The organism is Faecalibacterium sp. OF04-11AC (assembly GCF_003460645.1).
Taxonomy (GTDB): domain Bacteria; phylum Bacillota; class Clostridia; order Oscillospirales; family Ruminococcaceae; genus Faecalibacterium; species Faecalibacterium prausnitzii_I.
The window spans coordinates 1-22,268 of the sequence record NZ_QTVP01000010.1; the positions used below are offsets into that span (position 1 = coordinate 1).

Below are 22,268 nucleotides of genomic sequence, written 5' to 3' on the forward strand. Positions count from 1 at the left end.
GGCGGGGGCGGCGGCGGGGGTGCCCGCCGCGGTGCCGGTGAGACCAAACTGGAACTGGACCGCCGCCATGTCCACGCCCGCATCGACGCACTGGCCGAAAAACTGGCCGAGATGGAAAAGCGCCGGGGCGAGAGCCGCAAGGCCCGCGCCAAAACCGGGATGCCCGTGGTCAGCCTTGTCGGCTACACCAACGTGGGCAAATCCAGCCTGATGAATGCCCTGTGCGGCCCCAGCGTCGCTGAGGCGGACATGCTGTTCGCCACCCTGGACCCCACCAGCCGGAAGCTGGTACTGCCCAGCGGCATGGCCGTGCTTCTGGTGGACACCGTCGGCTTCGTCTCCCGCCTGCCCCACAATCTGGTGGAGGCGTTCCAATCCACGCTGGAGGAAGCCGCCTGGTCGGACGTCATCGTCCGGGTGGCCGACGCCGGCGATGCGCAGCGGGAAGAGCAGCTGGCCGTCACGGACGAGGTTTTGGATGGTCTGGACTGTGCCGACATCCCCCGCCTGACCGTTTACAACAAATGCGACAAACCCGGTGCTCTCAGCTTTGACCCGGACATCCTGCTGACCAGCGCCAAAACGGGCTACGGCCTGGAGGCCCTGCTCAAAAAGCTGGATGAGACCCTCAGCGACCGGGTGCATACCATCCGGGTACTGCTCCCCTATGATAAGCTGGGCCTTGCCGCCCCCATGCGGGAGCGGGGCAGCGTGCAGGTGGAAGAATACCGGGAGGATGGCCTCTACCTGGAGGGCATCGTCAAAACGGAAGACCTCCACTGCTTTGAGGGGTATCTCTGCTGAGGAAACACTTACTGAATCATAAAATGCCAAAAGAGCCAGTCTCCTGTGAGACTGGCTCTTTTGATACCCATAGGCTTACAGGTTTTCAGCCCGCCTTTTCCGGTTCGGCTGCTTCGTCGGAGACCGTGCCGAACAGGCGCTCGTACTCACCCACAAAGGCCCGCTCCGGCAGCGCGGAGGTCAGGGCCAGCGCCGCCGCAAAGCGCTCCTCCTCCGTCAGCTCAATGTTGACCGGAGGAAAATTCTGCAGCACCCGCTCCAGCTGCGCCTGCACTTCTTTGGCCACAAAGATGCCGCGGTCGGTCATGTAGATCTTACCGTAGTGCTCTTTGACGATCATGCCGCGCTCCATGAGCAGGTTCATGATGCGCACTACAGAGGGCTTGGTCACGCCCAGCTTCTCTGCAATGCTGCGGGAGCTGATGTCCAGATGTGTCTGTGAGACCTCGTAAATGGCCAGCAGATACCGCAGGTGTGCCGCCGTCAGTTCCATTCCGATCACTCTCTTTCTCTTTGTTGTCTTTGTGAATGTTATGGTTCGCTAACTTTCTTTTTCCGAAAAAAGGGCGCGAGCCGAATACTCTCGACCCGCGCCCCCTTTCAGGTTGGTTCAGGCTTGGTCAGTGGCAGCCGCCGCAGCCGCCGCAATCTCCATTGCAGCCGCCTGCACTGCCACAACCACCACAGCCACCGCCGTGTTTGTGGGAGTGCCAGGTGACCCAGATCACGCCGCCAAACACGATTGCACCAACGATGATCGTGGGCAGGTTAAAGTTGGCAGCCAGAAATTCCATCATACAAAAGCACTCCTTTCAAAACCGTGCGATATTACTTGCTGGCAGTGATCTTCTTGACGTCGATCTTGACCTCATTGTCGCCAACATACTTGTTGGGACGGACCATCAGGTAGATGAAGCCAACCAGAACAACTGCAGCCACGATGGTGAAGAGGTTGAAGCCGACCTCACCGGTGATCAAGCCGCCCAGCTGGTACACGACCAGAGCCGCGCAGTAAGCCAGAGCGCACATATAGCCAATGGCGATAGCGGTCCACTTGCCGTTGTTCATCTCACGCTTGATCGCGCCCATCGCAGCAAAGCAGGGAGCGCACAGCAGGTTGAAGATCATAAACGCGTAAGCAGACAGAGCGGTGTAATCGGCAGCGACAGCGCTCCAGATCTCATCACCGTTCTCAGACAGCTCGCCGCCGAAGTTGTACAGGACGCCGAACGTACCAACAACGTTCTCCTTTGCGATCAGGCCGGTGACGGAAGCAACGGTTGCTTTCCAGTTGCCGAAGCCAGAGGAGCGAAGATCCAAGCGACCTTGGTAGCGATAGCAGCCAGCACGGAGTTGTCCTGATCCTCGACCATACCGAGGCACCGTTCTCGAAGCCGAAGCCCTGCAGGAACCACAGCACAACGGTAGCGGCCAGAATGACGGAACCAGCACGCTTGATGAAAGACCAGCCGCGCTCCCAGGTAGCACGGAAGACGTTGCCCCATGCAGGGATGTGGTAAGCGGGCAGCTCCATAACGAAGGGAGCGGGGTCGCCTGCGAAGATCTTGGTCTTCTTCAGGATGATACCGGAGCAGATGATGGCAGCCATGCCGATGAAGTAAGCGGAAACAGCAACCACAGAGGAGCCGCCGAACATAGCACCCGCGATCAGGCCGATAATGGGCATCTTAGCGCCGCAGGGGATGAAGCAGGTGGTCATGATGGTCATACGGCGGTCACGCTCGTTCTCGATGGTACGAGAAGCCATAACGCCCGGGACGCCGCAGCCAGTGCCGACCAGCACGGGGATGAAGCTCTTACCGGACAGGCCGAAGCGGCGGAAGATACGGTCCATGATGAACGCGACACGGGACATGTAGCCCACATCCTCCAGGATGGACAGCAGGAAGAACAGGACCAGCATCTGGGGAACAAAGCCCAGCACCGCGCCGACACCAGCGACGATACCGTCCATGATCAGGCCGTACAGCCAGCCAGCCACGCCGATGCTCTCCAGGAAGCCGCCCACTGCATTGGGAACGATCTCTCCGAACAGGACATCGTTGGTCCAGTCCGTTGCAAAGGTACCGATGGACCAGCCGCCGTCTGCAATGGAGGTGCCCATGGACAGGGAGTACATCAGGTACATGATGGCCGCGAAGATGGGCAGGGCCAGGATACGGTTAGTCACGATCTGGTCGATCTTATCGGAAGCGGTCAGGTGCTCCACACGGGCCTTCTTCTTGACAGCCTTGGAAACAACACTGTTGATGTAAGCGTAGCGCTGGTTGGTGATGATGCTCTCGGCGTCATCGTCCATCTCAGCCTCGCAGTCCTTGATGTGCTGGTCGATGTGATCCAGCAGGGCCTTGTCGAGGTTCAGTTCTGCCTGGACCTTGTCGTCGCGCTCGAACAGCTTGACGGCATACCAGCGCAGGAAGTGGTCATCGACCTTGCCCTGGATGGACTCCTCGATATGGGCAATGGCGTGCTCCACGCTGCCGGTAAAGACATGCGGCAGCTCGGCAGTCTTGCCAGCCTTGGCAGCGGCAGCAGCCATCTGAGCGGCTTTCTCGCTGCCCTCGTTCTTCAGAGCGCTGATCTCAACGGCCTGGCAGCCCAGCTCTTCGCTCAGCTTCTTCAGGTCGATCTTATCACCGTTCTTACGGACCAGGTCGATCATGTTGACAGCCATGACCACGGGGATGCCCAGCTCGATCAGCTGGGTGGTCAGGTACAGGTTCCGCTCGATGTTGGTGCCGTCGATGATGTTCAGGATGGCATCCGGCTTCTCGCCCACCAGATAGCTGCGGGCGACGACCTCTTCCAGAGTGTACGGAGACAGGGAGTAGATACCGGGCAGGTCCTGGATGATGACATCCTCCGCGCCTTTCAGCTTGCCCTCTTTCTTCTCCACGGTAACGCCGGGCCAGTTGCCGACGTACTGGTTCGAGCCGGTCAGTGCATTGAACAGGGTCGTTTTACCGCAGTTCGGGTTGCCGGCCAGTGCAATTTTAATACTCATTGCGTGTCCTTTCCTCTCTTTGGAATCAAACCACTTCGATCATTTCAGCGTCGGCCTTGCGCACGCTCAGCTCGTAGTTGCGCACGGTCAGTTCCATAGGGTCGCCCAGGGGGGCAACCTTACGGACATAGATCTCAACACCCTTGGTGATGCCCATGTCCATGATGCGGCGCTTCACGGGGCCTTCGCCATGCAGCTTTGCCACCGTTGCGGTCTCGCCGACTTTGACGTCTTTCAGAGTCTTCATTGTAGATCCTCCTCTACTTGTCTTTATACAAGAGACTATTCCAGTTTCGGAGCAGCTCTTTAAACAGCTTGTGGCGCTGTTTAGCCAATCATAATGCGGTTCGCCATGGTCTTGTCCAGTGCGATCCGGCTCTCCTTGACCTGCAGGATCAGGTTGCCTGCGATCTCGTTCACCACGGTCACTTCGCTGTCCACCACAAAACCCAGCTCTGCCAGGTGCTGGCGGACCTCATCCTTGCCGGTGATTTTTTTTATGGTCACGGTCTCGCCCGCTTTTGCCATCGTCAAAGGCATCATGTCTTCCACACTCCTTTGTTATTCTCCTGCAGTCGCCGCAAAGGTTAGTCAGTGGCAACTATCAGCATCGATAGTTTACACTTACTAACCTTTGCTGTCAACAGTTTTTTCATAATTTCTTAGCGGTTTGTAGACACAAACAATTTTCGTCCACGAATTTCCCAAGATTTTTTGCAGAGTGAACATAGACTAACCACAAAGTTTATACTTGCTAACTTTTTAGACTTTTCTTGTTTCTTTTTTGCTTTCATACGAATCATCGCCAAAAAGAATTATTTTCTGCCATTCTGTTTTTATTTTTCTTCATCTTTTTGTAAAACATTGTTCATCTGTTTTTTCCTCCCGGATATGACACAGCCGCCCGGTACAGTGGTCATTCTGCACCGGGCGGCCGCGTGTCAAAAGGAGGATTTCTTCCCGCCGACGCGTGGAGGCTCCGGCGGGCGCCAGGATAAAAAGAGAGTATTGGAAGAGAATGTCAAAATTTAAGCCGCCACCGCGAGGCGGGAGATGGGGGTGCCGCTGTGGAACAGGCGCAGGTACACGGCTGTGCATTTGCTCAGCTGCGCAAAATGGCGCCGGGCGGCGTTGGGGTCGCCGTAGGCTTTCCAGCAGCCGCAGCAGGTAAAGTTGCGGCCCCGGTTCTCAATAAAGCCCACCACATCGGTCAGCGGATAGCCCAGAAACACGCCGATCTCATGCGGAAACTCCGCCGAGCAGCAGAGCCTCCGGGACAGCTGGGTCAGCATGATCCCCGTCTGCTCCCGGCTCTGGGGCAGCTGATATCCCTCCCGTGCCAGAAAAGCGCGGACTGCTTCGTCCGCAAAGATCGCGCGCAGGCGTGCTTCGCGGTAAACGTAGATCAGGAACTGGTGCGTCCGAATACAGCCTTTCAGCACCCGGACGCTGAGGCCCTTGCTGGCCAGCTGCTCGTTCCAGCTGCGGACGCGGCGGGCAAGGTCCGCGCAGTCCCGCGTTTCATAGCGGAACAGCCCTGCAGGCTTGAGCCCGGCCAGTACAGGGGCGCATTGCTCGATCATCACGGTTTCAAAATTTCGCTCCATGTCTGGTCTCCTTCATCGGATGCTTTCTTTCGGGGATATCGTTCCCCGGTGCCCTGTCTTTTATGTGAGCGATAGTTAGAATCAGCTAACCAAAATGTTGAAAAGAACGCGGCTGGTCCCTGCCTTGCCGCTTCTTGGTTAGTTATCTCTAACGTGGCATTATCTTACCACAGGTTCGGGTGGTTGTCAACGGGTTTTTGAAACTTTTTTGAGGATATGCTATACTTATCTCACTTTTACCGGAGGATTTACATTTTATGGAACTCATCTTACTTTGTTCCCACATTGCCACACTCCTCGCCGCCTCCCCCACCCGCCCCATCCTCATCGCTTTGGACGGCCGGTGCGGCAGCGGCAAAACGACGCTGGCGGCACAGCTGGCAGAGCGGTTTCCCGGCAGCCGGACCATCCACACCGACGACTACTACCTCCCGCCTGCCCAGCGGGTGCCGGGGTGGGAAACACTCCCCTGCGCCAACATGGATTTAAAGCGCCTGCGGGCCGAGGTGCTGAACCCTGCCCGGGCGGGGCAGCCGTTTTCTTATATCGCATACTCCTGCCGGGAGGGAGCCTATCTGCCGCCCGTCTCCTGCCAGCCCGCGCGGCTGGTCATCGTGGAGGGCAGTTACAGCCACCACCCGGCCCTCGCCGATTGTTATGACCTGCGGGTCTTCGTCACCTGCTCCAAGGCGGAGCAGACCCTCCGCCTGCAGGCCCGGGAGGGGGCGCGGTATCCCGCTTTTGCCCAGCGCTGGATCCCGCTGGAAGAGGGATATTTTGCAAAGTATTCCATTGAAGAAAGTGCAGACTTGATTCTGGATCCCGAAAAGGGTATGATAGAGGCAACAAAATCATAAAGGAGCATCATCTTATGCGTGCTTACGAACGACTGTTACAATACGCCCGGGTGTATACCACCTCGGACCCCGAATCCGGCACCCACCCCTCCGCAGCCCGCGAGTTCGACCTCGCCCACATGCTGGTGGAGGAGATGAAAAATCTGGGCATCGAGGACGCCCGTGTGGACGAGCACTGCTACGTCTACGGCACCCTGCCCGCCACCCCCGGCTGCGAGAAGCTGCCCGCGCTGGGCCTCATCGCCCACATGGACACTGCCCCGGATGCCAGCGGCGAAAACGTCAACCCCATCCTCCACGAGAACTATGACGGCAACGATGTGACTCTGCCCGCCACCGGGATGGTCATGAAGACCTCCACGTTCCCGTTCCTGAAAGAGCTCAAAGGCGAGACCCTTATCACCACCGACGGCACCACCCTGCTGGGTGCGGACGACAAGGCCGGTGTGGCTGAGATCATGACCGCCGCCGAGACCCTGCTTGCCGAGGGCCGCCCCCACGGCAAGGTCTGCATCGCCTTTACCCCCGACGAGGAGATCGGCGAGGGCGCTTCCCTGTTTGACATCCCCGGCTTTGGGGCCGACTTTGCCTATACCGTCGATGGCGGCGATGTGGGCGGCATTGAGTACGAGAATTTCAACGCCGCTTCCGCTACCGTCACCATCCACGGCTTCTCGGTCCATCCGGGCAGCGCCAAGGACGCCATGATCAACGCCTCCAATGTGGCGCTGGAGTTCCACAGCGCCCTGCCCGTGATGGCACGGCCTGAGACCACCGAGGGCTATCAGGGCTTCTACCACCTGTGCCAGATGTACGGCGACGTCACCGACGCTAAGCTGGGCTACATCCTGCGCGACCACGACGCCCAGAAGCTGCAGTACAAGAAAGACAACCTGATGCAAATCGCCGCCTACCTGAACGGCAAGTACGGCGAGGGCACCGTGGAAGTGGAGATCAAGGACAGCTACCGGAACATGATCGAGAAGATCAAGCCCCACTTCCATCTGGTGGAGAACGCCCGCAAAGCCATCCGGATGGCAGGCCTGGAGCCCGAGGAAGAGCCGGTCCGCGGCGGCACCGATGGTGCCACCCTGAGCTGGAACGGCCTGCCCTGCCCCAACCTGGGCACCGGCGGCTTCAACTTCCACGGCGTCTGCGAGTGCACCACCGTGGAGCGGATGGACAAGGCCACCGAAATCCTGCTCAACATCGTGGAGCTGTATTCCAAATAACTTCTACAAACCAAAAAGAACGTCCGCACACTGTGCGGACGTTCTTTTTGGTTTTAACCCACGTTGATATGCCCCACCGGCATCACTTTCCGTTTGTTGTCGTCCGGTTTTGCCGTCAGGCTGATGGCCAACGAGACGGGGCCCACGCGGCCCATGAACATGACCAGCATATACAGCAGCTTTGCCCCGGTGTTCAGCCGCCCGGTGACACCCACCGAGAGGCCCACGGTACCAAAGGCCGAGCAGGATTCAAAGATCGCGTCAATGACGGTGACGGCCTCGGCGCTGTTGTAGTAGACGACGACTGCCGAGCCCAGCGCCGCCACCGCACCCAGCATAATGATGGTCAGAGCGCGGTAAATCGTCTTGGACTCAATGTGGTGGTCATGGATGACGCAGTCATCCCGGCCCTGTGCCACACTGCGGATGGTCAGGATGACCACTGCAATGGTGGTCACTTTGACACCGCCGCCCGTGGAGCCCGGCGCCGCGCCGATGAACTGCAGAATGCTCATCCAGAGCTTGGTCACCGGGCCGCAGGCTTCCAGGTCAATGGTATTCATGCCGGCGGTACGGGTGGAAACGGATTGGAACAGCGACGCCATGATCTTGCCCGGGACGCTCAGCCCGCCCATGGTGGCGGGGTTGTTCCACTCCATCAGGCCGATGAGCAGAGCCCCCAGCACCCAGAGAATGAGGGAAAATTCCAGCACCACCCGGGCCTGCAGCGAGAGGCGGCGGCGCTTGCGGTACTCGCCCAGCTCCACCCAGACCATGAAACCCAGGCCGCCCGCCATGATCATGAACATGATAACGGCCTGCACATAATAGTTGTTCACATAGGGTACTACGGAGGAATACGCCCCGAAGCGTCCGAACAGGTCAAAGCCCGCGTTGCAGAACGCCGAGATGGCCGTAAAGATGCTGACCCAGATGCCCTCCGGGCCAAACTGCGGCACCAGCGCAAACATGAGCAGCACGGCACCCATGGCCTCAAAGGTCGCGGCCAGCCGGATGACGATTTTAAGCACCTCCGTGGCCTTGGAAAGGCCTTCGGCCGAGACGCTTTCGCCCAGCAGCCGCAGATCCCGGAAGCCCATCCGCCGCCGGGCCGCCAGCGCAAAGAAACTGGTCAGCGTGACAAGGCCAAGGCCGCCCACCTGAATGAGGAGGAGCAGCACTGCCTGCCCGAAAAACGTGAACTGCGTCCAGGTGTCCCGCACGACGAGGCCGGTGACGCAGGTGGCGCTGGTGGCCGTGAACAGGGCGTCCACCAGCCCCAGCCGCCCCTGTTTGCTGGCAATGGGCAGGCTGAGCAGCAGCGTGCCCGCCGCGATCACCAGCAGAAAGCTGACACAGATGATCTGGGTGGCACTGCTGCCGGCCAGCCAGCCTTTTTGTTTGCGGAGATTGAATTTCTCCTTTTTTCGTTTTAGCATAAAGCCCCTCTTATTTTCAGCCATTCCCGCAGGATACTTTCCAGTTTGCCCCGATCCAGCATCTGTTCATTCAGTTCTGCGTTGCAAACATGGAGAATGTTCCCGCTGCCAGCAGTTTCTGCGTTTCTTTCGCGTAGATCTCCACCAGCACGGTGCACACGGTGCGGCCCCGGTGCTGCACTTTGCCCACCGCGTAGACCTGACCCTCGTGGATGTTCCGGTAGTAACTCAGGCTGCCGGTTTGGGTCACATAAGTGCGGCCATCGGTCCGGGCGGTAACGCCGCTGCAGCAGTCCGCCAGCGTAAACAGCAGGCCGCCGTGCAGCATCCCCATGGGGTTGAGCAGCTCCGGGCGGGCGGCGGTGCCCATCACGGCGTGGTCTTCCTCCAGCTCCCAGATCTCAATACCGCAGGCCTGGACAAAGGCATTTTCAGCAGTATATTCGATCAGTTTTTTCTTTAAATTCTCATTCATCACTCATACTCTCCCGGGTAAAGAACCAGCTCATGGGGTAGATGCCCTGCGGGCACTGCAGATACTTGTCCTTTACCGCGCAGCGAATCCATTCTTTGGATACTCCCAGCGCGTCGGCTGCCTGCTGCAGCTCCAGCGGGCGGAGGTAGCCGTGGCCTTTGCGGAAGAATTCTTCCTGCTCCGCCACGATCTTTTTGGCACAGCGCTCCAGCAGCGCCTGCCGCCTGTTGATGTTTTCCACGATGCTGCGGGCCTGGTTCAGCTTCTCCGAAAGATAGAGGCGCACCTCTTCATCCGGCGTCTCGAGCAGCAGGTTGCTGTAATACACGCTGAGATCCAGCGGGGGCAGACCGCCGCCGTTCACCTGCACTTCCAGCTCCTCGTCTTCCCCGGGCAGCACCAGGACATCGGGCGTGACATAACTCAGGTTCTCCCGGCGGCTGAACCCAGTACCCGGGCGGGGGTTCAGGGAGCGGATCAGGTCGCATTCCTCCCGCACCAGAGCCTCGGAGGCCCCTGTCTTCCGGCTGATGGCGCCATAGCCGTTCTCGGCCAGCTCATCCATGAACTGCTCCACGATCATCCTTGCCAGCCGGTGGTCGCCTGCGTGCCGCTCGATCTGCAAACTCAGGCACTCGGTCCGGTCCCGAGCCCCCACGCCCGCCGGGTCGGCAGCCTGCAGCTCAGTCAGGGCACGGGAGATCACCGCGTCGCTGACGCCCAGCGATGCGGCCAGCTCGGCGGGGTCCTCGCTGAGAAAGCCGTCATCGTCCAGCCGGTCACAGAGCAGCTCCACGGCCTGCAGCACCTCCGGCTCCAGCTTCGTGCCGATAAACTGCGAAAGCACAAAGCGGGAGAGGTCGTTCTCATCGCTCAGATAATATCCCATCCGGGAAAGCGGGTCCCGGCTGCCGTCTTCCTCGTCCTGGCCCTGATAGTAAGAATCCTGCCAGTCGCCGGCCTCCAGCCACTCCCGTTTCCGGGCAAAATTCGGGTCTTCCAGCATCTCTTCGCCCGGGTCGGACAGCTCAAACACCGGGTTTTCCTGCAAAGCAGTTTCTACATAATCCCGCAGCTCCTGCACACCCATCTGCAGTACGCCTGCAAACTGTGTTTCCTGGGGAGACGGAGTCTGTTCATACGTTGCGCTCATTTCATTTACCTCCCAATCATCAGCGGTCTCAGTCTATCACATCCCCTGTTGTGAATCAACATTTCTCCAGATTTCTTGGCAGGTTGCAACAAAAAGTGCGCCCGCATTTTGTGCAGGCGCACAGTAGAGCACGGTGGAAAACCCGTTCAGTACTTTAAAAACAGCATTCCCAGCACCACGCCGCCCACCATGAGCGCCGCGGCGGCCAGGTCATACCAGTGCACCCGTGGTACCGTATAATAGGTACGCGGCGCATCCCCGCAAAAGCCCTTGGACTCCATGGCCATGGCAATGGACTCCGACCAGCGGACGCTGTTGACCAGCATGGTGAAGACCGGCTTCATCGAGAGCGGGCCCGCTTTCAGGCCGCGCGCCGCAAAGGCCGTGCGCACCTGGGCGTACTCCCGCGCCATCCCCGGCATCAGGTGGAACGCCGCCAAGATGCCATAGGCAAACTTGGGCGGGAGGTGGCACTGGTGCAGCAGGCTGGCAATGAAGAAGTCACCCTCGGTGGAAAGTGCAAACAGGATGCCCAGCCCGGCGTAGGCCAGCAGACGGGTGGCCAGCTGCAGCGCCGTGTACAGGTTTTGCGACATGGCCGCGCGCACACTGTAAGGCATGGCCGAAAGGCTGCTCAGATCCATGGTCTGCGTGCTGCCGCCCCGGGCGTAGTAAAGGCCCGTCACAAACAGGCCGAACGCCGCAATGCAGGCCGGCAGCAGGATGACGCCGATCTTTTTCAGACTTACCCGGGAGCAGAACATCAACAGCAGCAGGCAGACGGCCAGCACCAGCAGGTTCAGGCTGACCAGATACTCAAACGAGAGCAGAATGACACAGATCAGCACCGCAAATGCCTTTACGGTGGGGTTCCAGCGTTCCAGCATTTACAGCACCTCCTCTGCGGATTTTTCCACCAGCGCGGTATCTTCCAACCGGTAGATTTTATCGGCCCAGGCCGCAGCCAGCTCGGTATCGTGGGTGATAAAGATGACCGTCAGCCCCTCCTGCTCCACTTTTTCCCGCAGGTGCTCCATGATGGCGTTTACCGAGCGGGCATCCTGGCCGTAGGTGGGTTCGTCCAGCAATAGCAGTTCCTGCCCGCCTGCCAGCACCGAAAGAACCGCCAGCCGCCGCTGCTGGCCCTGGCTGAGCATGTAGGGCGAGTACCGCCGCTGCCGTTTCAGTCCGTAACGATCCAGCAGCTCTTCGGCCCGCTGGCGGCAGGCCTCGTCCGAGAGGCCCGGCTCCCAGAGCCGCAGACCAACACAGACCTCGTCCTCCACATTCTGGGTGACGAACTGGTTGGCCGGGTTCTGGAACACGATGCCGATGTGGCGGTACAGCTCTTTCGACTTCATTTTTGCAATGTCCCGGCCCTGAAACAGGATCTGCCCCGTGTAGGGGTGCTGCTTGAGCACCGAGAGAAAGGTCGTGGTTTTGCCGGTGCCGCTGGGGCCGAGAACTGCCGTCATACAGCCCGCCGGGAAATCCGCGTCCGCATTCTGCACCAGAAAGGGTGCGTCGTACACCGCGCGGCCCCACTTGCGGCGGGTGGGCAGCCCCTTGCGGATGCTGACACCCCGGAACTGCAAAAGCGGCTTGCCCTCTGCCACCGGGCGGGCCGCTCGCTCCGGCCGGGAACCCGGGTAAAACAGGCCCAGCCGCTCAAAGTCCGCGCGGTGTTCCGGCAGATTTTTGCAGTTGATGCCCCGGGCGGCTACTTTGCCGCCCTCTTCCAGCAGGATGATCTCATCGGCGGCTTCCAGCCAGAGGTCTGCCTTATGGTCGATGGCCAGAATCGTCCGGCCAGAAGTTTTCATCCTCAGCAGCATTTCCAGCAGCTGGACTGCCGCCTCGTGGTCCAGGTTGGCAAAGCTTTCATCCAGCAGGATGCAGCGGCTCTCCATAACGTAGAGGCAGGAAAGGGCCGCTTTCTGCTTCTCGCCGCCGGACAGGGTGGAAAGAGTCCGATCCAGCAGCGGCGCAATGCCCAGCTCCGCGGCGGCCCGGTCGATCCGGGCATCCATCTCCCCGGCAGGGACGCGGATGTTTTCCAGACAGAAGCGCATCTCCTCCCGCAGGGTGTTCATGCAGAACTGCAGGTCCGGGTTCTGGAACAGCACCGTCAGGTAAGCGGCCCGTTTCTGCGGGTCCAGCGTTTTCAGGTCCTGCCCGTACAGCCGGATGGTTCCGCCCTCCAGAAAACCACCGTTTTCCGGGTACAGCCCCGCGGCTACCGCGGCCAGCGTGCTTTTGCCGCAGCCGCTGCCGCCCATCAGGACCGTGAGCGTCCCGGCCGGGATGCTCAGGCTGGTATGGTCCAGAATGTTGCGTTTGCCTTTTTCCTGATAGCGGAACACGATATCTTCCAGCTCCAACGCGGTGTTGGCCGACATTTCTTAATCCTCCAGGTCAGCGTCCTGTGCCTGTGCCACGGCATAGCCTTTCAGGACACCTGCCTTGACGAGGCCGTCGGCCAGCATCGGGGTGATGAAACCGTCAAAGACGATGGCGCTGATGATGCGCACCACCAGCATGATGGCCAGCACGGGGATGGCAATTTTGTTGTAGCCGCTGATGAACAGGTTGTAGATCAGGGTCAGGACCGAGCAGATGACAGCGCCCTCGATCATGGTCATCCGGTCAAACTTCTTGTAGCGTTTCAGGGCAATGATGAGCTCAAAGCCAAGGCCCTGCACCAGGCCGGACAGGATGATGATGGGTCCAAAATAGTTGCCGTACAGGCACTCCAGCACAGCGGCCAGCAGCTCGGCGATGAGGCCGGTGCCGGGCTTGCGCATGACATAGATGCCGAACGCACCGGCCATGAAGTAGATGCCGTAGAACGGCTCATAGCCCAGAGAGGCCATGCCGAACGGGGTCAGCATCCCGTACAGAACGCCGCCAATGTAAGTGCAGCCCAGATAGACCACACCGAACAGCACAGCGCTGATGGCAATGAGCAGAACGTCTTTCAGTTTCCAGTTTTTCGTATTCATTTTAGTTTTCCTCCGTCGGGCTGTTGCAGTTCATGGTAAAGTGCAGGACATAATGGTGGACCGCCGGGGCGTTCTCCATCAGCTCACAGACATGGGTCAGGTAGGTGAACACATCCTGCACGTCGCCGTCGATGCGGGTGGCATAGTGGATGGTCTTGGGGTTCAGGCCCTCGTCCTGCGCCATGTACCACACCTTGGCGATCTCGTCGATGTACTGGGCATCCCCCAGCGGGTACAGGGCCAGCTTGCAGTGGACCGGGAAGTGGATGTCTTTCACCAGTGCCGCATTGGGGGCCTCGCCCTCACGCTCAGCACGCTGTCGCCGGACACATCGCCCGGGCAGCCCTTGGAGAACTGCCCCTCCAGCGCCATGTGGACGCCGGGGCGGTAAGCGTTCAGGAACAGTGCCTGCACGGCGTCCGCCACATAGGGCAGCTTGCCGCGGTAAACGGTCGAAAGGGCATCCGTCTCACTCCACACCGCAGAGGTATTCGTCTTTTCCAGCGAGCCCAGAATGATCTCGATGTACTTGTCCGACATGGGGTACAGGGTAAAGCGGCAGCCCGCAATGGGCAGCTCCGTGCCGCGGCCCGCCCAGGGCAGGTCCGGGCGGTTGCAGCCGGTACAGCAGTTTTCGGTTTCCATAGTCGTTCCTTCTTTTCCATTTTTGTACAAAATAAAAGGGATGCTTTTCGTCCAGGAAAAGCATCCCTTTTGCCAGCAGGCGCGGCGGCCCGTTGTAAAAAGCGACAGAAATGCTTTTCCTACGCCGGTATTACCCGGATCAGGTGCAGGGAGTCGGGTGTGAACCCTCTCAGCACAAGGCCCCTCCAGCATTCTGATGATTCTCTTTTTATTTGCCACCGCATAGCATACCGCAGCCGTACAGAAATGTCAAATATTTTATCTTAAAATCACCGATCAAAAAAGCGCAAAGGCTTTGTTTCCCGCTTGGAAAACAACCTTTGCGCTTTTTGTGAGATGTCCCTGAGCGGATTCGAACCGCTGGCCTTTCGCTTAGGAGGCGAACGCTCTATCCAGCTGAGCTACAGAGACAAAATAAGAAGAGCCATGCGCTGTATGGAGATGCATAGCTCTTTTATAATACCGCAAAGCGGGCGGAAAATCAAGTCGGGGCGGCCCGGCTGTTACCAGACGGGCTCCTCCAGGTCTGCGGTAAAGTCGGTCGATGGCTGGTCGTCCAGGCCCAGCATGGCCCGGTCAATGGCATAGCGGTTGCTGCCGTTCCGGACACTTTCGGCACTGGCGCGGTAACAGGCCAGCAGGATGTCCATGTTGGGCTGCGGCCCATTCGGGTCGGTCAGGGCGCCAAGCTCCCGGGCCTCGTAGTAGTTCCCGATGATCTGGCCGCAGATGCGCCGACGATCCCGCAGCGGGGTCTGCAGGTTGGCGATCCGCTGCTGGCGCATCCCGTAATAATCGCTGCCGTGGTCCGCAAACAGGATGTAGTATTCCTGCTCGATCTCCACGGGTGATGCCTGCCGGCCATAGTAGTGCACCAGGGCGCTCCGGCGCTTGTCGTGGTTGAATTTGTTGATATCGGCCAGCCCATTGGGGAAGAGCTCCGGGTGGCGGATCCATTTGGAGTAAGGTTCCACCGCCACATGCAGGGCGTCGAAAATTTCCAGAAAATCTTCCATCGAAATTTTCATCTCGCCACTCTCCCATTTCTGTACGGTCCGCTTGTCGCGGCCAAGCCGCTCGGCCAGCTCCCGCTGCGAGACATCCGCGCTCTCCCGGGCGCTTACCAGCGATCTTGCAATTCGTCCTCGATATCCTGTCATGCTGCTCCCCTCCTCGATCGCCGCGCAGAGTGGCTCGCTGTTTCCGCAATGCACGGCGGCACATTCTGCACCGCCAAATTTCTCCGCGCCGATTGTTTACTCTGCACCTCTTCGTGTGCTACAATACCCTCGGAAATTTCCAATGAGATGCTTGTCTATCGAAAGAATACACGATTTTCCTTTTTCTGTCAATTTAATGGCGTTTTTCGACGCATTTTCTGGCAAAGATTTCTTAGCCTGGGTTCTTTTGGATGATAGACCCGTCGTTTTGGGGGTGCAGGCATCTTTCCTGCCATTAGGCCATTCGAATATTTTTCAGAAAGTTGGTGATCTGCCGTGTTCGTTTACCGCTGCGTGATGGAGCGGCAAACCTGTCCTGAGATTGGATGGTATCAGAGTTTTGGCTTGGCAGTCTATTGCACCCGCCCCGGTTCGCAGGTGCTTCTGACCGCCCTGTTTGACATTTCTCTTGACCGCGCGTTCGTGGAGCGGCTTGCAGAAGACTGTACGAGATTTCAGCTCGACCCGGTCCATCTCATGGACGTTGCGGAAGACGCTCTTGCATAGAAAGAATCAAAAAAAGCACCAGCCTCCTGCATTGCTGCGCGGGAAACTGGTGCTCTTGTTTTTATTTCTGGTTCCGGCTTATTCGGCGCCGCGGCCTGCAAAGACCACCCAGACCGTCTTTAACAGGATCTTGATATCCTGCCAGATGGTCCAGTTATCAATGTACCTGGTATCCAGCTTGACGACCTCTTCAAAGTCCTCAATGTTGCTGCGGCCGCTCACCTGCCACAGGCCCGTGATGCCGGGCTTCATGGACAGGCGGCGCTTATGGTGGCTCTCGTACTGCTTGTACTCGTCCAGCGTGGGAGGCCGGGTGCCCACCAGGCTCATATCGCCCCGGAGGACATCGAAGAACTGGGGCAGCTCGTCGATACTGGTCTTGCGGATGAACTTGCCCACCTTGGTGATGCGGGGATCGTCCTGCATCTTGAACATGAGGCCGTTCATTTCGTTCCGGGCCATCAGCTCTTTCTTCCGCTCCTCCGCGTCCACATACATACTGCGGAGCTTGTGGATATAGAACACACGGCCGTTGCGGCCCACACGGCGCTGTTTGAAGACCAGCGGGCCGGGGCTTTCCAGCTTGAGGGGGATGGCCACGATGGCAATGATGGGGATGCTGAGGATGCAGCCCACCAGACTGCCCACAATGTCCAGCATCCGCTTAAGGGCCTGGTCGCGGAGTTTGAGCTCCACGGTGCCCATGGTGACCACATTGCCGCCGGCGCAGCGGCTCAGGCTGCGGCTCAGGCGGGCGGTGCTGGTCTCATCGCAGCAGACATCCTCGATGCGGTCCAGCAGGGGCAGACGGAAATGGACGGTCAATCCCATGCTCTCCATCTCTTTCAGATAAGGCACAAAGGAATCACCGCTGTCCATGGGGATGTCCACATACACTTCATCCAGCGCGGCCTGCCGCAGCCAGTCCATAAAGGTATCGTAGTTGGCCTTGATGTCCACGCCCTCGATCTGGCCGCCGATCTGCTCTTCCGGGATCTCCAGCAGGGCAATGCCCGTCAGCCGCTTGGACCAGTCCCGCTGCAGCTCCCGCACCATTTCCCCGGCATGTTCGCCGGTGGTCACAACGCCCACCAGGCTTTCCATGCTGTTTTTCTTCCGGGTGGTGGTCAGCAGCTTTTTGAGCACACTGTGGAACACCGTCATCAGCACCACGTTGATGACCGGCACTGCCACCAGAAAATACCGGGAGCTCAGCAGCGGGGCCTTGGTCAACAGCAGGCCCGCCGAGTTGATGAGGGTCAGAATCAGGTTAAATTCGACCGAGATCTTCAACTCCCGTTTCCATGGACGGGTGGTAATGTTCTCGCTCTGGTCAAAGGTCAGAAACGTCAGCAGATAGGCCAGCATCAGCAGGCAGAACGCCTGGATGAGGTCGGGCGCGGTGTAGTTTCCACCTTGCCCAGCAGACCATCCACCATCAGCCAGCCCAGCGCCATGCTGAGGGCCAGCGAGAGGATGTCTGTTACAAAAGTGCAGACATACTGCAATTTTTCTCGCTTGGAAATCACGATTTTTCCATTCCTTCCTCGTTCACGATCATTTTCCCCCCAAGGGGACGATTCCTGTTTCCGCAAAAAGCCCTGTCCGTCAGGGCCAAAGAGGCACTTTGCAGGCCTCTGCCGGGCTCTATCGTCCGTCAATGGTTGATTTTATCACATTATCGAGAATGTTTCAATCCCAAAATTTTTCTTTCAGGCTTTTCAGTTGACAAACTCACTGTTTTTGCGTATTATAAGTAGAAGATGCAAAGGGGAAGTTCTGCCCCTTTGCACCCAGACTGCAAATCGGCTTTGACGAGAAGAGTACACCCCGTCCGCACCTGACAGAAAGCCCGGAGGATGGAAGCGGGCAGGCCGCGCGGAGTGGAAGATGGTCTCTGAGCCGCGCGGGCGAAAGGGAGTTTTCTCCCCCAGCCTGCGACGGGTGCGCCCGTTACCGCGCCGCGCTGGTACATTATTTATATACCAGCGCGCAAGGCTCTGCCTGCAAAGGCCGGGCGAACCAAGGTGGTACCACGAAAGCAATGCTCTCGTCCTTGGCCGGAGTTTCCGGCAAGGGACGGGAGCTTTTTGTTGCCGCAACAGAAAGGAAGAAACAGACCCATGAGTGAGCACAAAACATTCTACATTACCACTCCCATTTACTACCCCAGCGATAAGCTGCACATCGGCCACAGCTACACCACCGTGGCCTGCGACGCGCTGGCCCGCTTCAAGCGGATGCAGGGCTATGACGTCATGTTCCTGACCGGAACCGACGAGCACGGCCAGAAGATCCAGGACAAGGCAGCCGATGCAGGCGTCACTCCCAAGGAGTACGTCGATAAGATCGTTGCCACCGTCAAGGACCTGTGGAAGCTGATGGATGTCAGCTACGACCGCTTCATCCGCACCACCGACGATTACCACATGGAGTCCTGCCAGAAGATCTTCACCAAGCTGTACGAGCAGGGCGATATCTACAAGGGCGAGTACACCGGCCACTACTGCAAGCCCTGCGAGAGCTTCTGGACCGACAGCCAGCTGGTGGACGGCAAGTGCCCCGAGTGCGGCCGTGAGGTCTACGACGCCCACGAGGAAGCTTACTTCTTCAAGACCGGCAAGTACGCCGACCGCCTGCTCAAGCTCTACGAGGAGAACCCCCAGTTCATCCAGCCCGAGAGCCGCAAGAACGAGATGATCGCGTTCATCAAGCAGGGCCTGCAGGACACCTGCGTTTCCCGTACCTCTGTCAAGTGGGGCATTCCCGTCCCGTTCGACCCCAAGCACACCATGTATGTCTGGGTGGACGCCCTGAGCAACTATATCTCCGCCCTGGGCTACGGCAACGAGAAGTACCACGACTACGACAAGTTCTGGCCGGCAGACCTGCATATGGTGGGCAAGGAGATCCTCCGCTTCCACACCATCCTGTGGCCGGCCATGCTGATGGCTCTGGACCTGCCGCTGCCCAAGCGCGTGTTTGGCCATGGCTGGCTGCTGATGAACGGCGGCAAGATGTCCAAGTCCGTGGGCAATGTCGTGGACCCCGTGGTCCTGTGCGACCGCTACGGCGTGGATGCCATCCGCTATTTCCTGCTGCGTGAGATCCCGTTCGGCAACGACGGCATGTTCACCAACGAGGCCCTCATCAACCGCATCAACAGCGACCTGGCCAACGACCTGGGCAACCTGCTCAGCCGTACCGTGGCCATGTGCGAGAAGTACTTCGGCGGCACCGTCCACCATGTGGCCGGCACCGAAGCCATTGACACCGAGCTGGAAACCATGGTCAACGAGCTGGCCTCCAAGGTTTCTGCCGACATGGACAACCTGACCATTCCCCAGGCCCTGATGGAGATCTTCGCGGTCATTCAGCGCGCCAACAAGTACATCGACGAGACCGCTCCCTGGGCTCTGGCCAAGGACGAGGCCAACAAAGCCCGTCTGGAGAGCGTGCTCTACCACCTGTGCGAGGCCCTGCGCGTGGCTGCCGTCCTGCTGAACGCTTACCTGCCCTCCACCGCTCCCAAGATGATGGAGCAGCTGGGCCTGGATGCTTCCGCCCTCGACCTGAGCAAGACCGTTTACGGCGCGCAGGAGACCTACACCGTCCACAAGGGCGACGCTCTGTTTCCCCGCATCGACGTGGCCAAGGAGATCGCTTATCTGAAAGAGCAGGACGAGAAGCGCAAGGCCGCTGCCGCTGCTGCCAACAAGGCCAAGGAAGAGGCCGCAAAGCCCGCCGCCCCCAAGGAGGACGCTGCTGAGAGCAATGTGGACTTCACCCACGAGGAAGAGATCGACTTTGACACTTTCTGCAAGGTGGAGCTGCGCGTGGCTGAGGTGCGCGCCTGCGAGAACCTGAAAGAGAGCAAGAAGCTGCTCCACCTGACCGTCTTCGACGGTGAGCGCGAGCGCTGCATCCTCTCCGGCATTGCCAAGTGGTTCAAGCCGGAAGACCTCATCGGCAAGAAGATCGGCATCGTGTGCAACCTGGCACCCCGCCCCATGATGAAGGGCAAGTATGTCAGCGAGGGCATGATCTTCGCCGCGGACACCGCCGACGGCGGCTGCTCCATCGCATTCTACGGCGACGACACCCCGGTCGGCAGCCGCATCCACTGAGCCGATGCCGAACATTGAAAATTCCCGCTCGGCCAAACTGGACGCCATCTTCGGGACGCCCCTCTTTGCGGTGCTGCTGGCCATCGGCTGCAATGTGCTGTGGGGTTCGGCGTTCCCGTTCATCAAGATGGGCTACCGCCTGTTTGCGATTGAGACCAGTGATACGGCCTCCATCCTCTGCTTTGCCGGGGTCCGGTTCATGCTGGGCAGCCTGCTGGTGCTGGCGGGAAGCCTGATCCTGGAGGGCAAACTCCCGCAGCCGCCCTGCGGCAAAGTCTTGGGCGAGTGCTGCGCCCTGGGCCTGTGGCAGACCACAGCCCAGTATGCGTTCTACTATATGGCCGTTGCCCTGCTGACGGGTGCCTTTGGCGGCATCCTCAACAGCACCCAGAGCTTTCTGGGCGTCATCTTCGCCCATTTCCTCTATGGCGATGCCGACCGGATGACACCGGCCAAAACGCTGGGCTGCGTGCTGGGCTTCGCCGGGGTGCTCATCGGCACCATCGGCAACCACGGCGGCGGAAGCGCCTGGGGCGTGTTCTGTATGCTGCTGGCCACGGTCATTTTTACCCTGTCCGGCCCGTGGAACAAGTCCGTGACGAAAAAGGCGGACAGCTTTGCGGTCTGCTTCCTCAACCTGTTCGTGGGCGGGCTGGCTCTGCTGCTGATCGGTCTGGCACTGGGCGGCAGCCTCCACCCGCAGAGCGCTCTGGGCCTGCCGGTGCTGCTTTATCTGGCGTTCATCTGCGGCGCGGGCTATGTCATCTGGGCCCTGCTGATGAAGAATAACCCCGTCAGCCGCATTGCCATCTTCGGGTTCGTGAACCCGGTGGTCAATGTGCTGCTGAGCGCCCTGCTCAACGGCGAGCCGCTGTTCCGCTGGCAGTACCTCGGGGCGCTGGTCTTCGTCTGCGTGGGCATCTGGCTGGTGAACAAAGCCCCTGCCCAAAAGGGGGTGCGCTGATGGGCCCTATTTTTGATACCCATGCGCATTACAGCGCCCATGCCTTTGACACCGACCGTTACGCCCTGCTGGACAGCCTGCCCGATCAGGGCGTGGTGGGCGTCTGTGAGCAGGCCACCCACTCGGGCGATGCCCCCAAAGTGCTGGAGCTGGCCCACCGCTACCCGTGGGTGTATGCGGCCATCGGCATCCACCCGGAAAGCCTGCTGGCGGCGGAGGACTGCGGCGAGGAGGGCCCGGCCCCGACCATCTCCGTCTACGGCGGGGACTGGGCGGCGGAGATGAAAGCCCTTGCGCCCTACTACGACGACCCCAAGGTGGTGGCCGTGGGCGAGTGCGGGCTGGACTACCACTGGCCCGTGCCCAAGGACGCCCAGCTGGCCCTGTTTGAGGCAGAGCTCCGGCTCAGCCTGGAGCTGGGCAAGCCCATCATCGTGCACGACCGCAGCGCCCACGCCGATGTCTACGCCCTGTTGAAAAAATACCAGCCCAGAGGCATCGTCCACTGTTATTCCGGCAGTGCGGACGACGCGGAATGGCTGGCAGAGCAGGGGCTGTACTTCGGCTTTGGCGGGGCCTGCACGTTCAAGGGTGCCAAGCGGGCGGCCAAGGCCATTGCGGCCCTGCCGCTGGAGCGGATCGTTCTGGAAACGGACTGCCCCTACATGGCCCCGGAGCCCGTGCGCGGCACCCGCTGCGACAGCTCCCTCATCCGCTATGTGGGCGAGTACATTGCGGCTATAAAAGGCGTGGAGCCGGAAACCGTCTTCCGCGTGACTGCCGAAAACGCCAAGCGGGTCTATCAGCTGTAACGGCTTTGCCCTCTCAGGCGCTTACGCGCCAGCTCTCCCAATGGGAGAGCCAAGAGCGTCTTTATGAAAAGCAAAAGCTAATCTTTAGCTTCTGTATAAAACAAGAAAATCCATCCTAATTGTTTATAAGGAGACATCTATTATGAAAGCTCGTATCCCCAAACATCGTGAGTTCATCATCAACTTCCCCGACAGCATCCCCGAGGCAAAGGCCAACGAGGGCTGGGCAAAGCTGCAGCAGATCGTGGAGGACTACAAGAAAGCCCACAACGGCGCTTCTGTCTACGCTCCTACCTTTATTGAGGACTGCGAGGCTGACGTCAAGAAGCTGCAGGAAGAGTATGGCTTCGAGTACACCGTTGAGTACGTTCAGTAATTTTTAAAAGCGTTTCTACAAAA

24 protein-coding genes, 1 tRNA gene, 1 pseudogene, 1 riboswitch and 1 other annotated feature are annotated in these 22,268 nt (G+C 59.3%); of the genes and pseudogenes, 8 read left to right on the forward strand and 18 right to left on the reverse strand.

Going from position 1 to position 22,268, the window contains the following annotated elements; translation table 11 throughout:
* On the forward strand, positions 1-804 hold an 804-nt coding region (gene hflX, locus DXA70_RS06755; RefSeq protein ID WP_128118011.1), incomplete at its 5' end, for a GTPase HflX.
* An 85-nt stretch (positions 805-889) separates the two neighbouring features.
* Here the strand turns inward: hflX and DXA70_RS06760 are convergent.
* From DXA70_RS06760 to DXA70_RS06785, 6 genes and pseudogenes are all read right to left on the reverse strand, one after another.
* On the reverse strand, positions 890-1,297 hold the full coding sequence (locus DXA70_RS06760) for a MarR family transcriptional regulator (RefSeq protein ID WP_128118061.1): 408 nt from the start codon (positions 1,295-1,297) through the stop codon (positions 890-892).
* 127 nt (positions 1,298-1,424) lie between these two features.
* Positions 1,425-1,601 carry a FeoB-associated Cys-rich membrane protein gene (locus DXA70_RS06765; RefSeq protein ID WP_128118012.1) on the reverse strand — a complete coding sequence of 59 codons (177 nt, stop codon included), beginning with the start codon at positions 1,599-1,601 and terminating at the stop codon, positions 1,425-1,427.
* A gap of 31 nt (positions 1,602-1,632) precedes the next feature.
* Positions 1,633-3,829, reverse strand: a pseudogene (gene feoB / locus DXA70_RS06770) (ferrous iron transport protein B).
* Between the two features lie 25 nt (positions 3,830-3,854).
* Positions 3,855-4,076, reverse strand: a complete 222-nt coding sequence (locus DXA70_RS06775) for a FeoA family protein (RefSeq protein ID WP_005944554.1) — start codon at positions 4,074-4,076, stop codon at positions 3,855-3,857.
* A gap of 80 nt (positions 4,077-4,156) precedes the next feature.
* Positions 4,157-4,372, reverse strand: coding sequence for a FeoA family protein (locus DXA70_RS06780; RefSeq protein ID WP_022256098.1), 216 nt, complete (start codon positions 4,370-4,372; stop codon positions 4,157-4,159).
* A gap of 485 nt (positions 4,373-4,857) precedes the next feature.
* Positions 4,858-5,436: a DUF3793 family protein gene (locus DXA70_RS06785; RefSeq protein WP_128118013.1), complete on the reverse strand. Its 579-nt coding sequence runs from the start codon at positions 5,434-5,436 to the stop codon at positions 4,858-4,860.
* A 257-nt stretch (positions 5,437-5,693) separates the two neighbouring features.
* Between DXA70_RS06785 and DXA70_RS06790 the strand changes: the two genes are divergently transcribed.
* Positions 5,694-6,293, forward strand: coding sequence for a uridine kinase (locus tag DXA70_RS06790; protein WP_128118014.1), 600 nt, complete (start codon positions 5,694-5,696; stop codon positions 6,291-6,293).
* Positions 6,294-6,307: 14 nt separating this feature from the next.
* Entirely contained in the window at positions 6,308-7,525 is a 1,218-nt protein-coding gene (gene pepT / locus DXA70_RS06795) for a peptidase T (protein ID WP_112148945.1), read from the forward strand.
* A 53-nt stretch (positions 7,526-7,578) separates the two neighbouring features.
* On the opposite strand, the gene DXA70_RS06800 is transcribed toward pepT, so the two are convergent.
* From DXA70_RS06800 to DXA70_RS06840, 10 genes are all read right to left on the reverse strand, one after another.
* Positions 7,579-8,964 carry a potassium transporter TrkG gene (locus DXA70_RS06800; protein ID WP_128118015.1) on the reverse strand — a complete coding sequence of 462 codons (1,386 nt, stop codon included), beginning with the start codon at positions 8,962-8,964 and terminating at the stop codon, positions 7,579-7,581.
* Positions 8,965-9,034: 70 nt separating this feature from the next.
* Positions 9,035-9,439 carry a PaaI family thioesterase gene (locus tag DXA70_RS06805; protein ID WP_128118016.1) on the reverse strand — a complete coding sequence of 135 codons (405 nt, stop codon included), beginning with the start codon at positions 9,437-9,439 and terminating at the stop codon, positions 9,035-9,037.
* Positions 9,432-10,592, reverse strand: coding sequence for an RNA polymerase sigma-54 factor (locus DXA70_RS06810; RefSeq protein ID WP_128118017.1), 1,161 nt, complete (start codon positions 10,590-10,592; stop codon positions 9,432-9,434). Before DXA70_RS06810 ends, DXA70_RS06805 begins: the two co-directional genes overlap by 8 nt.
* Positions 10,593-10,738: 146 nt before the next feature.
* Complete coding sequence (locus tag DXA70_RS06815; protein ID WP_128118018.1) at positions 10,739-11,479, reverse strand: energy-coupling factor transporter transmembrane component T; 741 nt, start codon at positions 11,477-11,479, stop codon at positions 10,739-10,741.
* A complete protein-coding gene (locus DXA70_RS06820; RefSeq protein ID WP_128118019.1) occupies positions 11,480-12,991 on the reverse strand; it encodes an ABC transporter ATP-binding protein in 1,512 nt (503 codons plus the stop codon). It abuts the gene before it with no gap.
* Between the two features lie 3 nt (positions 12,992-12,994).
* Positions 12,995-13,594: an ECF transporter S component gene (locus tag DXA70_RS06825; protein ID WP_112115018.1), complete on the reverse strand. Its 600-nt coding sequence runs from the start codon at positions 13,592-13,594 to the stop codon at positions 12,995-12,997.
* 1 nt (position 13,595) lies between these two features.
* Positions 13,596-13,871, reverse strand: a complete 276-nt coding sequence (locus DXA70_RS14300) for a Ykof family thiamine-binding protein (RefSeq protein ID WP_243001190.1) — start codon at positions 13,869-13,871, stop codon at positions 13,596-13,598.
* Positions 13,868-14,239, reverse strand: coding sequence for a Ykof family thiamine-binding protein (locus tag DXA70_RS14305; RefSeq protein WP_243001191.1), 372 nt, complete (start codon positions 14,237-14,239; stop codon positions 13,868-13,870). The genes DXA70_RS14300 and DXA70_RS14305 overlap by 4 nt, the downstream gene beginning before the upstream one ends.
* Positions 14,240-14,337: 98 nt before the next feature.
* A riboswitch (TPP riboswitch) is annotated at positions 14,338-14,436 on the reverse strand.
* A 140-nt stretch (positions 14,437-14,576) separates the two neighbouring features.
* A tRNA-Arg gene (locus tag DXA70_RS06835) sits at positions 14,577-14,650 on the reverse strand.
* Between the two features lie 92 nt (positions 14,651-14,742).
* Positions 14,743-15,399 carry a helix-turn-helix transcriptional regulator gene (locus DXA70_RS06840; protein WP_128118020.1) on the reverse strand — a complete coding sequence of 219 codons (657 nt, stop codon included), beginning with the start codon at positions 15,397-15,399 and terminating at the stop codon, positions 14,743-14,745.
* Positions 15,400-15,753: 354 nt separating this feature from the next.
* On the opposite strand from DXA70_RS06840, the gene DXA70_RS13625 reads away from it, so the two are divergent.
* Entirely contained in the window at positions 15,754-15,966 is a 213-nt protein-coding gene (locus tag DXA70_RS13625; RefSeq protein WP_278321320.1) for a hypothetical protein, read from the forward strand.
* Positions 15,967-16,044: 78 nt separating this feature from the next.
* On the opposite strand, the gene DXA70_RS06845 is transcribed toward DXA70_RS13625, so the two are convergent.
* The gene (locus DXA70_RS06845) at positions 16,045-17,334 is read right to left on the reverse strand and encodes a sugar transferase (protein WP_199522859.1); all 1,290 of its coding nucleotides are present in this window, start codon (positions 17,332-17,334) and stop codon (positions 16,045-16,047) included.
* Entirely contained in the window at positions 17,334-17,495 is a 162-nt protein-coding gene (locus DXA70_RS13760; protein ID WP_199522860.1) for a hypothetical protein, read from the reverse strand. Before DXA70_RS13760 ends, DXA70_RS06845 begins: the two co-directional genes overlap by 1 nt.
* Positions 17,496-17,768: 273 nt before the next feature.
* Positions 17,769-18,027 (forward strand) — a binding site (T-box leader).
* A gap of 62 nt (positions 18,028-18,089) precedes the next feature.
* On the opposite strand from DXA70_RS13760, the gene metG reads away from it, so the two are divergent.
* The 4 genes from metG to DXA70_RS06865 all read left to right on the forward strand — a co-directional run bounded on the left by metG (position 18,090) and on the right by DXA70_RS06865 (position 22,245).
* Positions 18,090-20,093, forward strand: coding sequence for a methionine--tRNA ligase (gene metG / locus DXA70_RS06850; RefSeq protein WP_128118021.1), 2,004 nt, complete (start codon positions 18,090-18,092; stop codon positions 20,091-20,093).
* 4 nt (positions 20,094-20,097) lie between these two features.
* Positions 20,098-21,057, forward strand: coding sequence for a DMT family transporter (locus DXA70_RS06855; RefSeq protein WP_112148976.1), 960 nt, complete (start codon positions 20,098-20,100; stop codon positions 21,055-21,057).
* Complete coding sequence (locus DXA70_RS06860; protein ID WP_128118022.1) at positions 21,054-21,869, forward strand: TatD family hydrolase; 816 nt, start codon at positions 21,054-21,056, stop codon at positions 21,867-21,869. Before DXA70_RS06855 ends, DXA70_RS06860 begins: the two co-directional genes overlap by 4 nt.
* A gap of 142 nt (positions 21,870-22,011) precedes the next feature.
* Positions 22,012-22,245, forward strand: a complete 234-nt coding sequence (locus DXA70_RS06865) for a hypothetical protein (protein WP_022256116.1) — start codon at positions 22,012-22,014, stop codon at positions 22,243-22,245.
* Positions 22,246-22,268 lie beyond the last annotated feature (23 nt).

Bases quoted from the DNA above. Each gene is read 5' to 3' on its own strand.
- DXA70_RS06760 (WP_128118061.1), bottom strand. From the start codon at position 1,297: ATGGAACTGACGGCGGCACACCTGCGGTATCTGCTGGCCATTTACGAG.
- DXA70_RS06765 (WP_128118012.1), bottom strand. From the start codon at position 1,601: ATGATGGAATTTCTGGCTGCCAACTTTAACCTGCCCACGATCATCGTT.
- DXA70_RS06775 (WP_005944554.1), bottom strand. From the start codon at position 4,076: ATGAAGACTCTGAAAGACGTCAAAGTCGGCGAGACCGCAACGGTGGCA.
- DXA70_RS06780 (WP_022256098.1), bottom strand. From the start codon at position 4,372: ATGATGCCTTTGACGATGGCAAAAGCGGGCGAGACCGTGACCATAAAA.
- DXA70_RS06785 (WP_128118013.1), bottom strand. From the start codon at position 5,436: ATGGAGCGAAATTTTGAAACCGTGATGATCGAGCAATGCGCCCCTGTA.
- DXA70_RS06790 (WP_128118014.1), top strand. From the start codon at position 5,694: ATGGAACTCATCTTACTTTGTTCCCACATTGCCACACTCCTCGCCGCC.
- pepT (WP_112148945.1), top strand. From the start codon at position 6,308: ATGCGTGCTTACGAACGACTGTTACAATACGCCCGGGTGTATACCACC.
- DXA70_RS06800 (WP_128118015.1), bottom strand. From the start codon at position 8,964: ATGCTAAAACGAAAAAAGGAGAAATTCAATCTCCGCAAACAAAAAGGC.
- DXA70_RS06805 (WP_128118016.1), bottom strand. From the start codon at position 9,439: ATGAATGAGAATTTAAAGAAAAAACTGATCGAATATACTGCTGAAAAT.
- DXA70_RS06810 (WP_128118017.1), bottom strand. From the start codon at position 10,592: ATGAGCGCAACGTATGAACAGACTCCGTCTCCCCAGGAAACACAGTTT.
- DXA70_RS06815 (WP_128118018.1), bottom strand. From the start codon at position 11,479: ATGCTGGAACGCTGGAACCCCACCGTAAAGGCATTTGCGGTGCTGATC.
- DXA70_RS06820 (WP_128118019.1), bottom strand. From the start codon at position 12,991: ATGTCGGCCAACACCGCGTTGGAGCTGGAAGATATCGTGTTCCGCTAT.
- DXA70_RS06825 (WP_112115018.1), bottom strand. From the start codon at position 13,594: ATGAATACGAAAAACTGGAAACTGAAAGACGTTCTGCTCATTGCCATC.
- DXA70_RS14305 (WP_243001191.1), bottom strand. From the start codon at position 14,239: ATGGAAACCGAAAACTGCTGTACCGGCTGCAACCGCCCGGACCTGCCC.
- DXA70_RS06840 (WP_128118020.1), bottom strand. From the start codon at position 15,399: ATGACAGGATATCGAGGACGAATTGCAAGATCGCTGGTAAGCGCCCGG.
- DXA70_RS06845 (WP_199522859.1), bottom strand. From the start codon at position 17,334: ATGCTGGCCTATCTGCTGACGTTTCTGACCTTTGACCAGAGCGAGAAC.
- metG (WP_128118021.1), top strand. From the start codon at position 18,090: ATGAGTGAGCACAAAACATTCTACATTACCACTCCCATTTACTACCCC.
- DXA70_RS06855 (WP_112148976.1), top strand. From the start codon at position 20,098: ATGCCGAACATTGAAAATTCCCGCTCGGCCAAACTGGACGCCATCTTC.
- DXA70_RS06865 (WP_022256116.1), top strand. From the start codon at position 22,012: ATGAAAGCTCGTATCCCCAAACATCGTGAGTTCATCATCAACTTCCCC.